The organism is Cobetia amphilecti (assembly GCF_032923285.1).
In the GTDB taxonomy this organism is placed as follows: domain Bacteria; phylum Pseudomonadota; class Gammaproteobacteria; order Pseudomonadales; family Halomonadaceae; genus Cobetia; species Cobetia amphilecti.
Map to the genome: position 1 here is coordinate 1,444,795 of NZ_CP136695.1, position 13,533 is coordinate 1,458,327.

The 13,533-nt window shown below is 62.8% G+C and carries 13 protein-coding genes; 11 read left to right on the forward strand and 2 right to left on the reverse strand.

The annotated features are described in order from the left end of the window. Positions 1-15 precede the first annotated feature (15 nt). On the reverse strand, positions 16-1,104 hold the full coding sequence (locus R1T44_RS06200) for a 3-deoxy-7-phosphoheptulonate synthase (protein WP_043331875.1): 1,089 nt from the start codon (positions 1,102-1,104) through the stop codon (positions 16-18). 533 nt (positions 1,105-1,637) lie between these two features. Between R1T44_RS06200 and rpoE the strand changes: the two genes are divergently transcribed. Then, a complete protein-coding gene (rpoE, locus tag R1T44_RS06205; RefSeq protein WP_153635273.1) occupies positions 1,638-2,240 on the forward strand; it encodes an RNA polymerase sigma factor RpoE in 603 nt (200 codons plus the stop codon). Positions 2,241-2,607: 367 nt separating this feature from the next. After that, the gene (locus tag R1T44_RS06210; RefSeq protein ID WP_153635274.1) at positions 2,608-3,345 is read left to right on the forward strand and encodes a sigma-E factor negative regulatory protein; all 738 of its coding nucleotides are present in this window, start codon (positions 2,608-2,610) and stop codon (positions 3,343-3,345) included. Between the two features lie 184 nt (positions 3,346-3,529). Here R1T44_RS06210 and R1T44_RS06215 read toward each other — a convergent pair whose 3' ends face one another. Beyond that, on the reverse strand, positions 3,530-3,775 hold the full coding sequence (locus R1T44_RS06215) for a VF530 family protein (RefSeq protein WP_153635275.1): 246 nt from the start codon (positions 3,773-3,775) through the stop codon (positions 3,530-3,532). Positions 3,776-3,902: 127 nt separating this feature from the next. Between R1T44_RS06215 and R1T44_RS06220 the strand changes: the two genes are divergently transcribed. From R1T44_RS06220 to acpS, 9 genes are all read left to right on the forward strand, one after another. After that, the gene (locus R1T44_RS06220) at positions 3,903-4,373 is read left to right on the forward strand and encodes a SoxR reducing system RseC family protein (RefSeq protein WP_153635276.1); all 471 of its coding nucleotides are present in this window, start codon (positions 3,903-3,905) and stop codon (positions 4,371-4,373) included. Positions 4,374-4,689: 316 nt separating this feature from the next. Next, the gene (locus R1T44_RS06225) at positions 4,690-6,105 is read left to right on the forward strand and encodes a DegQ family serine endoprotease (RefSeq protein WP_153635277.1); all 1,416 of its coding nucleotides are present in this window, start codon (positions 4,690-4,692) and stop codon (positions 6,103-6,105) included. Between the two features lie 321 nt (positions 6,106-6,426). Then, positions 6,427-8,247 carry a translation elongation factor 4 gene (gene lepA, locus R1T44_RS06230; RefSeq protein WP_043331869.1) on the forward strand — a complete coding sequence of 607 codons (1,821 nt, stop codon included), beginning with the start codon at positions 6,427-6,429 and terminating at the stop codon, positions 8,245-8,247. A gap of 55 nt (positions 8,248-8,302) precedes the next feature. After that, a complete protein-coding gene (gene lepB, locus R1T44_RS06235; RefSeq protein ID WP_054554987.1) occupies positions 8,303-9,106 on the forward strand; it encodes a signal peptidase I in 804 nt (267 codons plus the stop codon). Positions 9,107-9,446: 340 nt separating this feature from the next. Beyond that, positions 9,447-10,139, forward strand: a complete 693-nt coding sequence (gene rnc / locus R1T44_RS06240; RefSeq protein WP_043331866.1) for a ribonuclease III — start codon at positions 9,447-9,449, stop codon at positions 10,137-10,139. Positions 10,140-10,231: 92 nt separating this feature from the next. Continuing rightward, positions 10,232-11,176, forward strand: coding sequence for a GTPase Era (era, locus tag R1T44_RS06245; RefSeq protein WP_052384345.1), 945 nt, complete (start codon positions 10,232-10,234; stop codon positions 11,174-11,176). A 215-nt stretch (positions 11,177-11,391) separates the two neighbouring features. Beyond that, the gene (recO, locus tag R1T44_RS06250) at positions 11,392-12,108 is read left to right on the forward strand and encodes a DNA repair protein RecO (RefSeq protein ID WP_153635278.1); all 717 of its coding nucleotides are present in this window, start codon (positions 11,392-11,394) and stop codon (positions 12,106-12,108) included. Positions 12,109-12,229: 121 nt separating this feature from the next. Beyond that, positions 12,230-13,066 carry a pyridoxine 5'-phosphate synthase gene (pdxJ, locus tag R1T44_RS06255; protein ID WP_153635279.1) on the forward strand — a complete coding sequence of 279 codons (837 nt, stop codon included), beginning with the start codon at positions 12,230-12,232 and terminating at the stop codon, positions 13,064-13,066. Continuing rightward, a complete protein-coding gene (gene acpS, locus R1T44_RS06260) occupies positions 13,063-13,440 on the forward strand; it encodes a holo-ACP synthase (protein WP_153635280.1) in 378 nt (125 codons plus the stop codon). The genes pdxJ and acpS overlap by 4 nt, the downstream gene beginning before the upstream one ends. Positions 13,441-13,533 lie beyond the last annotated feature (93 nt).

Below are 13,533 nucleotides of genomic sequence, written 5' to 3' on the forward strand. Positions count from 1 at the left end.
CCCCAGGCTTCTGGCTCAGGCTTCGGCAGGCTGCTCGAGGCGGGCGCGCAGCGCGTCCTTGAGCTTGGCGTCCATGGTCTTGAAGGTGTCTTCGGTGGTGGCCCAGTCGATGCAGGCATCGGTGATGGAGACGCCGTATTCCATCTTGCTGCGGTCGGCATTGATCTTCTGCGCGCCCCAGTTGATGTGCGACTCGACCATCAGACCCATGATGGAGCGATTGCCCTCGAGGATCTGCTGGGTGACGTTCTCCAGCACCAGCGGCTGCAGGCCCGGGTCCTTGTTGGAGTTGGCGTGGGAGCAGTCGACCATCAGGTTGGCGGTGACGCCGGCCTTGGCCAGTTCCTGCTCGGCCAGCGCGACGCTGACGCTGTCGTAGTTCGGCTTGCCGTTGCCGCCACGCAGCACGACGTGGCCGTAGGCGTTGCCACGCGTGCGGATGATCGCGACCTGACCGGCCTGGTTGATGCCCAGGAAGTTGTGGCCGTGAGACACGGACTGCAGGGCATTGACGGCGACATCCAGCGAGCCGTCGGTGCCGTTCTTGAAGCCGACCGGGCACGACAGGCCAGAGGCCATCTCGCGGTGGGTCTGGGATTCGGTGGTACGGGCGCCGATGGCGGACCAGCTGATGCAGTCCTGCAGGTACTGCGGGGAGATCGGGTCGAGGGCTTCGGTGGCCAGCGGCAGGCCCATCTCGGCCAGTTCGACCAGCAGGCCGCGCGCGATGTGCAGGCCTTCCTCGATCTCGAAGGTGTCATTGAGGTGCGGGTCGTTGATCAGGCCTTTCCAGCCGACGGTGGTACGCGGCTTCTCGAAGTAGACGCGCATCACGATGTAGAGGCTGTCCTTCACTTCCTCGGCCAGTACCTTCAGGCGGCGTGCGTAGTCACGGGCGGCGTCCAGGTCATGGATGGAGCAGGGGCCGACCACGACCAGCAGGCGCGGGTCTTCACCGTCCAGAATGCGCTGGATGGTGCGACGGCCTTCGATGACGGTCTCTTCGGCCTTGGCGGTCAGCGGGATGTCCTGCTTGAGCGCTTCGGGGGTGATCAGCACGTCCTGTGACAGGACGTTGAGGTTGTTGACGTGTTGTTCTGACATGACAGTGTCCTGAGCGGTGTGCGGTCTGCATGGCTGTTAGCAGAGTCAGACGGGCGTCTTCGCGCCCGCCATCCGTGTTGTGCGTACTGAATGATGTCCATGGTATCTGCTGCATGCCGGCTTGTCAGCGCCCTTGGGTCAAATTTAATCAACTGTCAAGCTGGCTGGCGCTGACTTGAGGCTCGTGTGACTCAAGATAAGCGTAAATCGTAAAGAAATCGTTACGCTTTGACGTGTCAGCGTCGCCAAACGCTGTCATGACGGGAGTGAACACGCAAAACCTGAGGCTTTGACGGCATGGCGTCTTGCCGTACAAATGATAAACAGGAACACTGTGCGTTGATTTTGGTCGCGTCAGCGGGCCGCCGGGCGCTTTTTCGCCCCGCGCCAGGCATCGCATCCATCACAACGAATATCAAAGGGGCCGGATAACGCATGCGCGAGTCGCAATTCCTGTCAGGTGCTGATGCCCCGGGGATTCCTGATGTGGAGTCCGCAAGCGGTGCCTCCACTCCCGCGGAGGGAGCGAGTGAATGAGTGTCAATGAAACGGACCAGCAGTTGGTCGAGCGCGCCCAGAAAGGGGATAACCGCGCCTTCGATCTGCTGGTCAGGAAATATCAGCACAAGATTCTCGGCCTGATCAGCCGTTACGTACACGATCATTCAGAAGTGCAGGATGTCGCCCAGGAAGCCTTCATCAAGGCCTATCGTGCGTTGCCCAACTTCCGGGCCGAGAGCGCCTTCTATACCTGGATGTACCGGATCGCCATCAATACGGCCAAGAATCATCTGGTCTCGCGGGGCCGTCGTCCGCCGGGCACCGACATGGATATCGGCGATGCCGAGGTGGTCGATCAATCCGGTCGCCTGTCGGACATCGAGACGCCGGAAGCCGCCATGGCGCGCGATGAGCTGGAGAAGGTCGTCTTCGAGGCCATCGAGAAGCTGCCTGAAGACCTGCGCACCGCCATCACGCTGCGCGAATTCGATGGCCTGTCCTATGAGGATATCGCCGAGGTGATGCAGTGCCCGGTGGGCACGGTGCGTTCGCGTATCTTCCGTGCACGTGAAGCGGTCGACAAGGCGATCCAGGGGCTGGTCAGTCCCGCCTCGGCGGTGTCTGCCGTCGAGTGACGTCGCTGTTCTGCGTCGCCCCTGTGAGAGAAGAGCCACAAAAATTTTGTTGGTTAAATTCAATCAACTCAGTGGCTTGGCGAAATCTTGCAGCTAAAGTGAATGTTTTCTGAACGAATGGCGGAACAATCCGTGCGGCGCGTGTTCTTACTGTTCAGTAGTCATGTAGCTCAGCGACTGCGTGCATGAGCGCTGGAAAGTTGAGTGGTGAGGGGTAGGGCACGAAAGCCCCTCTTCCACGGCGCAGTAACGCTGTTTGCCGTTGGCCCGCTCGGGCCATCAGCCGCCATGGTGAATGACGCCATTTGTTGCCAGGAGTGCAGATTGAAGTCGTCGTTCAATCTGACGAGTGTGAGGGTATTTACGCATGAATCTGAAGACCACCGAATCCGTGAAGGAGTCGCTGTCCGCGCTGATGGATGCGGAGGGTGACGAGCTGGATCTGCGTCGTGTCCTCAAGGGGCTCGATGAGTCTCCTGAGGCTGCAGACACCTGGCGCCGCTATCACCTGGCGCGCAGTGCCATGCATCGTGAGCGTGAAAGCACCTTCACTCTGGATATCGCGTCGGCGGTCAGCGCCGAGGTCGAGCTGATCTCCCGCGAGGCTCCCGCGAGTGCACCGCCCGTGGCCGAGCGTCGCAGCCTGTTCTCCTTTGCCGGTTCCGCGGCCATCGCGGCAGGCGTCGCGGTGATGGTGATCACCGGTGTGCAGGTCTTCAATGGCGGCGACAATGCGGTGCCCGGCGGCGTGAACAGCGGTGCAGAGCTTGCCAGCGGTTCTTCCGTCAACCAGGGCGGTTCAGCCATCCAGGGCGGCACCGTGCGTCAGGTCAGCCAGCCGTCAGTGAATGCCGAGGCGTCTCAGTGGGTACAGCCCGGTGCCAACAGCGGCTTGATGCAGGTCGGCGTGACGCCCTCCAGCTCACGCCCGATGTTCATGGCGCCGCAAAGTAGCAGCTACGATTCCGGCATGTCGTCCAGCAATGTCGCCGCGGCGGATCTCGCCCAGCGGCGTCTGCTCGAGGCCTACCTGAGCCAGCATTCCTCGCGCGGCCCGGTGCCGGAGCGCAGTGAGTGGATCAGCCTGCAGGATGTTGCCCAGTAATATTCGCTGGATGACTGGCTTGCGCTGGCGTCGCTGCCAAGGCAGATGAAAGCAGCATGGACAGACAAGAAAAAGGGGCAGCCATTGGCTGCCCCTTTTTCTTGTCTGTATGTCCTGCATGCGCCCACGTGACCTGGTCGCGTCCGGCCAGTGCCGTCACTTGCTGGTGTGACCACGCTCGGCCTCAGTCATGCAGATAGCGATCTGCCGTCTGGATGTAGAGTGTCTCGACCTTGGCGCGTGCCCAGGGCGTGCGGCGCAGAAACTTGAGGCTCGAGTTGATGCTCGGGTCGCTGAGGAAGCAGTTGATGGGAATCAGCTCGCCCAGGGTCTCGAAGCCGTAGTGGTCCACCAGCCAGGTCAGCAGTGCCTTGAGGGTGACGCCGTGCAGCGGGTCCAGGCGGGAAGTGGATGGGGGTGCGTCGCTCATGCGGGCTCCTGTTGATGGTATCGTGGGCGCTTGTCGGGCCTGAGGCGCGTGAAGTGCCGCCGTGAATGACGCTATTCTACGCGTATGTGTCGCCAGTGCGCGGCGAGTTTTTGCAGGAGTCAGCAGGATGATGCAGGAAGAGGGGCAGGTCACGGGGCATGGCAAGGAAGGCGTCTGGGTCGAGACCCAGCGTCGCTCCACCTGTGGTGCCTGCAATGCGCGCAGTAGCTGTGGCAGCGGCCTGTTGAGCCAGTTTTCGCGTCGCAAGCCGCATCGCGTGCTGATCCATGTGCCGGCAGGCGAAGACTTGCCGATGGTGGGTGAGCGGGTGGTGATCGGCATCGATGAGTCGGCGTTTCTGCGCAGTGCGGGCCTGCTGTATGGCCTGCCGCTGGTCAGCGGCATGCTGGGGGGGATCGTGTCCGAGCAGCTGGCGGGCGCTGGCACCCTGGCGGTGCCGTTGGGCTTCGCGCTCTCGTTGGCGGCGGGCCTGATGGCCGTGCGCTGGCATGCCGCGCGTCCTGAGCGGCAGGCACTCTACCGGCCGCGCTTGATGCGTCGTCTCGGCATGGACGCGATGGCGATCAAGGCGCTGTAGTCGTCGTGCTCAAGTGATGACGTGCTCAAGTGATGACGTGCTCAAGTGTTAGCGGTAGTCGACTCTCTCGGCAGATCGGGGAGTGACTTGCGTAGTCGGCAGGTGGCGTCGTCAGTCTGCATCGGGCTGGCATCGGCACCTGTCGAATGTTGGCGACGCATGGTTGCGTCCAGCGCGGCACCAATCGCTGAACTTCAACGACGCTTCGACGTCAATGAGAAGGACGCCGCCAGCGATGTGACGCTGCCATCGTCAGTAGTTGCGTGATTGCACGCCTGATAACAAGTGATGACAGGACGTACCAGGAGCCGCACTGATGAAATCCCTTTCCCGCCTGATGGTACCTGCCTTGGCCATGGCTGCCCTGATGGGCTCCCAGCTGGTTCAGGCTCGTGAATTGCCCGACTTCACCCAGCTGGTCAAGGACTCGGCGCCCGCGGTGGTCAATATCGCGACCACCACCGAGATCCAGCGCAGCTCGGGGCCGGTGTTCCGAGGGCCCAATGGCGAAGAGATGCCCGAATTCTTCAAGCGCTTCTTCGGTGATCAGCTGCCTGGCCCGGGCCGCGGGGGCGTCGAGAAGCGCTCCAGTCTCGGGTCTGGCTTCATCATCTCCGATGATGGCTACATCATGACCAATGCCCATGTCATTGACGGTGCCGATGAGGTGATGGTGCGCCTCAACGACCGTCGCGAACTCAAGGCGCAGGTGGTCGGTGAGGACAAGAAGACCGATATCGCGCTGCTCAAGGTCAAGTCGGAAGACCTGCCGACCTTGCCGATGGGCGACAGTGATGCGCTGGAAGTCGGCGAATGGGTGGCCGCGATCGGCTCGCCGTTCGGCTTCGATCATTCCGTCACCGCCGGTATCGTCAGCGCCATCGATCGCACCCTGCCGTCGGACGCCTATGTGCCGTTCATCCAGACGGATGTGGCGATCAATCCGGGCAACTCCGGTGGGCCGCTGTTCGATCTCGATGGCGATGTGGTGGGCATCAACTCCCAGATCTATACCCGCTCCGGCGGCTTCATGGGCGTGAGCTTCGCGATTCCGATCAATGTGGCGATGGATGTCGCCGACAAGCTCAAGACCGATGGGCGCGTGGATCGCGGCTGGCTGGGCGTCGTCATTCAGCCGGTCTCCAAGGACCTGGCCGAATCCTTCGGGCTGGACCGTGCGCGCGGTGCGCTGATCGCCGATCTTGATCCGGACGGCCCTGCCGCCGCCGCTGGCCTCAAGAGTGGCGACATCATCACCGCCGTCGATGGCAAGGCGGTCGAGAGCTCGGCGTACCTGCCGCGCATGGTCGGCGCCAGCTCGCCGGGCGATTCGCTCAAGCTCTCCATCCTGCGCGATGGCAAGAGCCAGACGTTGACTGCCAAGGTTGGCCATTGGCCGGGCAGTGAGCAGGCGCATGCCACCAAGGCCAGTGACGACAAGCAAGGGCTGGGCGTTGCGGTGGCAGAGCTCGACAAGGCCAGCTTGAACGAGCTCAACCTCGATCACGGGGTGCGCGTGATGGAAGTCGACCCGCAGGGCGTGGCTGCCGAGGCAGGCATCAGCGCCGGCGATGTGCTGGTCGAACTCAATCAGCAGCCGTTGACCAGCGTGCAGGCGCTGCGCGATGTGGTCGCCAAGCTGCCGACCAACCGTCCGGTCTCGCTGCGCCTGGTGCGCAATGGTCGCCCGCTGTACATCGCACTGCGCATGCGTGCCGACAGCGACAAGTGATCCCGCCAGCGCCTGACGCAAGCGTCAAGAACCTGGGCGACGAGCGCGCAGGCAACAGAAGGTGACCGCCACCGGCACGAAGGCGGTCACTCCGGTAGCAGACGGGGCGCACGGGCGACTGTGCGCCCCGTCTGCTACCGGGCGGCCCTGCGGTTCACCCGAGTTCAGGCGGGTTGTGACAGGGCCGGAGGGGCGCAAAAGGCAACGCCTTCTATCATCGCTTGTGGTCGGACTGTACAATGCGTGCAATTCGATTTCCGTCGTCTCCCGTGTTGGCCGTGTGATTTCACGGAGACGGGCACAAATACAGAGCAGTGATCCATGACCGAACGCGTAACGCCGCCGTCCTTGAAGCATATCCGCAACTTCTCAATCATCGCCCACATTGACCACGGCAAGTCCACGCTGGCTGACCGCATCATCCAGCTGTGCGAAGGCTTGAGCGACCGTGAGCTCAAGGAGCAGGTGCTTGACTCGATGGACATCGAGCGTGAGCGCGGCATCACCATCAAGGCGCAGTCGGTGACCCTCGACTACCACGCTGACGATGGCAATACCTATCAGCTGAACTTCATCGATACGCCGGGCCACGTCGACTTCTCCTATGAAGTCTCGCGCTCGCTGTATGCCTGTGAAGGGGCGCTGCTGGTGGTCGATGCCGGCCAGGGTGTCGAAGCCCAGTCGGTGGCCAACTGCTACACCGCCATCGAGCAGGGCCTCGAGGTGCTGCCGGTCCTCAACAAGATGGATCTGCCGCAGGCGGACCCGGAGAAGGTCTCCCAGGAGATCGAGGAGATCATCGGTCTGGACGCGACGGACGCCTGTCAGGTGTCGGCCAAGTCCGGCATGGGCATGGAAGCGCTGCTCGAGCGTCTGGTACGTGACATTCCGCCGCCCAAGGGCGATCCGGAGGCACCGTTGCAGGCGCTGATCATCGATTCCTGGTTCGACAACTACCTCGGCGTCGTCTCGCTGGTGCGTATCTTCGACGGTACCCTGAAGAAGGGCGAGAAGATCCGCCTGAAGTCCACCGGCCGCGACTGGGAAACCGGCGCGATCGGTATCTTCACGCCCAAGCGCAAGGAAACCGGCGTGCTGCGCGCCGGTGAGGTCGGCTTCATCGTCGCCGGGATCAAGGACATCATGGGCGCGCCGGTGGGTGACACCATCGTGCACACCAAGACCGCCGACAAGGTCGAGCGTCTGCCGGGCTTTCAGAAGGTCAAGCCGCAGGTCTATGCCGGCATGTTCCCGATCAGCTCCGATGACTACGAGGACTTCCGTGATGCGCTGCAGAAGCTGGCGCTCAACGATGCCTCGCTGGACTACGAGCCGGAGAACTCCGACGCGCTGGGCTTCGGTTTCCGTGTCGGCTTCCTCGGCACCCTGCACATGGAGATCATCCAGGAGCGTCTGGAGCGCGAGTACAATCTCGATCTGCTGACCACCGCGCCGACGGTGATCTATGAGGTGCTGATGGACAACGGCGATGTGCTGCCGGTGTCCAACCCGTCCAAGCTTCCGGACATGGCCAACGTCGATGAGCTGCGTGAGCCGATCTGCCGCGCTACCATCCTCGTGCCGCAGGAATATGTCGGCAACGTCATCACCGAGTGCGTCAATCGTCGTGGCGTTCAGCTCGACATGCAGTTCCTGGGTAGCCAGATCCAGCTGATCTATGAACTGCCGATGGCGGAAGTGGTGATGGACTTCTTCGATCGCCTCAAGTCCATCTCCAAGGGCTATGCGTCGCTGGATTACAGCTTCGAGCGCTTCGAGGCGGCCAAGCTGGTGCGTCTGGACGTGCTGATCAACGGCGACCGCGTCGATGCACTGGCGGCGATCATCCACCGTGATCATGCACATGGCCGCGGCCGTCTGCTGGTCGAGAAGATGAAAGAGCTGATTCCGCGTCAGATGTTCGATGTGGCGATCCAGGCCGCCGTCGGTGGCCAGGTCGTGGCACGCTCCACCGTCAAGGCGCTGCGCAAGAACGTGACCGCCAAATGTTACGGCGGCGACGTCAGCCGCAAGAAGAAGCTGCTCGAGAAGCAGAAAGCGGGCAAGAAGCGCATGAAGCAGGTCGGCCGGGTGGAAATTCCCCAGGACGCCTTCCTTGCCGTGCTCAAGATGAACGACTGAGGCAGGCCGCCGTCTGGCGGCTTGCCACCAAGACCCAGGGCAGACAGGGACAACGATGGATTTCTCGCTTGTATTGGTGATTGCCGTAGCGGTAGCCGGCGTGGTGTGGTTGATAGACCTGGTTGCCCTGCGCAGTGCGCGCAAGGCGCGTGTGGCCAAGGCCGAGGCCTCCGTCGAAGGAGAACTGGACGCTGGCACGCGTGAGAAGCTGGCGCGCGACCCGTGGCCGGTGGACTATGCCAAGTCCTTCTTCCCGGTACTGCTGCTGGTGCTGGTGGTGCGCTCCTTCGCGTTCGAGCCGTTCCAGATTCCGTCCGGCTCGATGCTGCCGACGCTCAAGATCGGCGACTTCATCCTGGTCAACAAGTATGACTATGGCCTGCGCCTGCCGGTGGTCGACACCAAGGTGCTGGAAGTTGGCGAGCCGGAGCGTGGCGATGTGATGGTGTTCCGTTTCCCGGAGGATCCGTCCACCAACTTCATCAAGCGCGTCGTCGGCCTGCCGGGCGATACCATTCGCTACGAAGGCAAGCAGCTCTACGTGAATGGTGAGGCCATCGACAAGACATTGAATGCGCGCAACTCCAGTGAACAGTCCGGTGAAGACCTGCTGGATGAGACACTGGGGAAACACGCCCATCAAATCTACAATAACCCTCAGGACCCCGGCCCGCAGATGCGCGAGATCCGGGTGCCGGAAGGCATGTACTTCGTGATGGGTGACAACCGTGATCACTCCAACGACAGCCGCTACTGGGGCTTCGTGCCGGAAGAGAACATCGTCGGCAAGGCGGTGGCGGTGTGGATGCACTGGAAAGAAGGGTTCCCGGACTTTTCCTCGGTACGCCTGATTCATTGATCAGTGCATTGACCGGGCCGCCGAGAGGCGGCCCGGTCGTGTCTGGCAGGGCCACATTGGCCCGCCGGCCTTATCAGTGCGGATTTTCGACATGGGACGATGCGTCGTGCCTGCCATGTCAACCTGCTGTTCATCATGTCGGACCCGTGGCCACAAGCTTGCGGGCAGCGCGGCTGACGAATATCGGATTGGGATGGTGGCAATCGGCAACTCCTCAAGCCGCGTAGGCTTCGGGCATCGCGAGACATGTCGAAGACGACAGGCATCAGCCAGCATGACTGATGCACCATTCGACAGGACGCCCGCGGGCGTCAGCGACAAAAAGAGAGTAGGGAGACCTGTGAGTAGCCCGCTGAATGCCTTTGTAAAGCGTATCGGCCACACCTTCGAGGATGCGAGCCTGCTGGAACTGGCTCTGACCCATCGAAGCTATGGTGGCCAGAACAATGAGCGTCTCGAATTCCTTGGCGATTCCATCGTCAACTTCGTGATCGCCGAAGCGCTGTTCCTGCGCTTCCCCCAGGCCCGTGAAGGCCAGCTGTCACGCCTGCGTGCGCGTCTGGTCAAGGGCCAGACCCTCGCGGAGCTGGCGCGTGAATTCAATCTCGGCGAGAACCTGCGTCTGGGCTCCGGTGAGATGAAAAGCGGCGGTCACCGTCGCGAGTCCATTCTGGCCGATGCCGTGGAAGCCGTGATCGGCGCCATCTATCTGGACGCCGGCATGCAGGTGGCACGTGAACACGTGCTGCGCTGGTACGCCACCCGTCTTGAAGCGCTGAATCTTCAGGACACCCAGAAAGACCCCAAGACGCGTCTGCAGGAATTCCTGCAATCGCGTCAGGCGGCACTGCCGCGTTATGAGGTGACCAGCGTCGAAGGCGAAGCGCATTCGCAGACCTTCAGCGTCGATTGCCACGTCGAGATGATCGACACCAAGACCACAGGCGTCGGCTCCAGCCGCCGTCATGCTGAACAGCAGGCGGCCGAGTTCGCGCTGCAACTGCTCGAACCTGCCCGCGGAGGCCGCTCATGAGCCATACCCCAGAAGACAACGTCACCCCGAGCGGCGACGCCCCTGATCACTCCACTGATAACGGCGCCGGCACGCCGGATGCCCTCGAGGGCATGCTGGCCGCCGCCGGTGTCAGCGATCAGCCGCTGCCGGACACCCGCTGTGGCTTCGTCGCCATCGTCGGTCGCCCGAATGTCGGCAAGTCGACGCTGATGAACCACATCCTGGGCCAGAAGGTCTCGATCACCTCGCGTCGTCCGCAGACCACGCGTCACCAGGTGATGGGTATCCACACCGAAGAGGGCACCCAGTGCGTCTTCGTCGATACCCCGGGGATCCACATCATGCAGCGCGATCGCAACAAGGCGATCAACCGCTTCATGAACCAGGCCGCCACCCAGGCGCTGCGTGACGTCGATGCCGTCGTCTTCATCGTCGACCGCACCCGCTGGATGGAAGAAGACCAGATCGTGCTCGAGAAGCTGGCCCACGTGAAGGCGCCGGTGATCCTGGTGGTCAACAAGATCGATTGGCTCAAGGACAAGACCACCCTCGCGCCCTGGCTGCAGAGCCTGCAGGAGCGTCGTGACTTCGCGGCCATCATTCCGATGTCGGCCAAGAACGGCACCAACATCGATCTGCTGCTCGAGAACGTGATGAAGCGTCTGCCACAGGGCGAGCACATGTTCGCGGACGACCAGATCACCAACAAGAGCTCTCGCTTCCTGGCCTCCGAGCTGGTGCGCGAGAAGGTGATGCGTCAGCTGGGCGATGAACTGCCCTACCAGATGACCGTCGAGATCGAGGAATTCAAGACCGATCAGCGCGGCACCCTGCACATCAGCGCGCTGATGATGGTCGAGCGTCAGGGTCAGAAGAAGATCCTGATCGGCGAGAATGGTGAGCGCATCAAGAACATCGGCCGTGAAGCGCGTCTCGAGATGGAGCGCGCCTTCGACGCCAAGGTCATGCTGAACCTGTGGGTCAAGGTCAAGCGTGGCTGGTCGGATGACGAGCGTGCCCTGAAGAGTCTGGGTTACACCCACGACAAGGACTGACGACGTCGCGCGAGCGGTGCAGGGTGGTGGCGATCCCAAAGGGGCGTGACTGCCGTGTGCCGCCCGTCGCCGATTCGATGTTCTCGCGGTCTCTGCCGCGCACCGCCTGGCCCTGTCCAGGCGGTCTCGTTTCTTGCCAGCCCCTCTGCCAGCCCCTCTGCCAGTCCTTCTGCCAGCTTTTTTTGCCAAGCCACCGTCTGACGTGAGCCTGCCTGATGACGCCGCAACCGGCCTTCCTGCTGCATCGCAAGCCTTACCGTGAAACCAGTGCCATCATCGAATTGTTGACCCTCGAACACGGACGGGTGCGCGCGGTGGCGCGTGGCGTTCAGCGCCCGGGCAGCAAGGCGCGTGCCCGACTGCAGCCGTTCACGCCCTTGCATGTCACCTGGCGTGGCGAGAGCGATCTCAAGACTCTCAACCTGATGGAGACCGGCGGCAGCGCCAGTCTGCTGGCGGGCGAGGGGCTGTTGTGCGGGTTCTACGCCAATGAGCTTTTGACCCGCACGCTGCCGGTGGAAATGCCGGTGCCGGAGCTGTTCGCGCTCTACTCGCTGACATTGGATGAAGTGGCACTGCCCGCCAGACGCGCCCCCGCGCTCAGACGACTGGAATACAGTCTGCTGGAAGCGCTGGAACAACTGCCGCAATTTCGCGGCCTGGATGACAGCCCCTTGATGCCGGACGTGCGCTATGACTATGTGGTCAGTGAACGTCGCTTTCAGGCGCAGCCGCCAGGCGCGGCAGGCATCGAAGGCCGCGCCTTGAAGTTGCTGGCCAGTGAAGACTGGGGCCATGCAGGGCTTGCCCGCGAGAGCCTGTGGCTGGCGCGACGTGCGCTGGCGCCGCTGCTGGGGGACCGTCCGCTGCGTTCGCGCGAGTTGATGATGCAGCTGACGGCCAGGCGGCGTCAGAGTCGTCAGTCCGACTGACGTCATCAGGCGTGGCGACACTGTCCGGCTGCGGCGTGACGCATGATAGTATTGCGCGACCTGTCTTCGGCATGGCCCTCGTCGCCATGCCTGTTCTCTTGTTCATCGTTAGGAGCTGATCATGCATCCGCTGCGCATCCTGCTCGGGGTCAACATCGACCACATCGCCACACTGCGTCAGGCGCGTGGTACCCGCTATCCGGACCCGGTCCAGGCCGCGCTGGTCGCGGAAGAGGCGGGTGCCGACGGTATCACCGTGCACCTGCGTGAAGACCGTCGCCACATCCAGGAGCGCGACGTGCGCATTCTGGCCGAGGTGCTCAACACGCGCATGAACCTCGAGATGGCCGTCAGCGAAGAAATGCTGGCGCTGGCCGAGGAAGTCCAGCCGGCCAACGTGTGTCTGGTGCCGGAAAAGCGCGAAGAGCTGACCACTGAAGGCGGACTGGATGTCGCCGGTGATCTGGCGCGCATCACCGCCGCCTGCGAGCGTCTGGCAGCGGCGGGCTGTGAAGTCTCGCTGTTCATCGACCCGGAGCCGGAGCAGATCCGTGCCGCCTTCGAGGCCGGTGCGCCGGTCATCGAGCTGCATACCGGCGCCTATGCCGATGCCACGGGCGAGACGGCGCGTGTCGAGTTCGAGCGTATCGCGGCCGCCGCGGAGCTGGCCAACGAGCTGGGGCTGGTGGTCAATGCCGGTCACGGCCTCAACTATCACAACGTCGAGGCGATCGCGGGTATCTCCGGGCTCAACGAGCTGAACATCGGTCACGCGATCATCGCGCGCGCCATGTTCGTCGGCCTGAAGGAGGCCGTCATCGAGATGAAGCGTCTGTGCATCGCAGGCCAGGAAGCGGGCCTGATGGCCGCGCTGGATGCGCACGATCATGACCATGACCATGACCACGAACACGGTGATGACCATGAGCATGTGCAGGGCTCAGGCTGCTGCGGATGATCGTCGGCATAGGCACGGACATCGCGCGTATCGAGCGCTTCGAGGCAGGCATGGCGCGCCACGGCGAGCGCTTTGCGCGCCGACTGCTGGGGGAAGAGGAGCTGGCGCGCTTTGCCGATCACCCTCAGCCGGCGGCTTTTCTGGCCAAGCGTTTCGCGGCCAAGGAAGCCTTCGTCAAGGCGCTGGGCACCGGCCTGCGTCAGGGCATGCGCTTCACCCAGATTCAGGTGGTCAACGACGCCCTGGGCAAGCCCTCGCTCAAGCTGTCTGATGAGGCGGAAACCCTGACCGCGCGGGCGGGAATCCGCCATCTGCACCTGTCGATCAGTGATGAGCGTGATCAGGCCATCGCCTTCGTGGTGCTGGAGCGTTAGCCTCCTTCGATCTGGCGCTGGATCGCGTCTCTGAACACGGCGCTCGAAACGACAACGCCACCCCTGCCTTGCGGCAGCGGGTGGCGTTGTCGT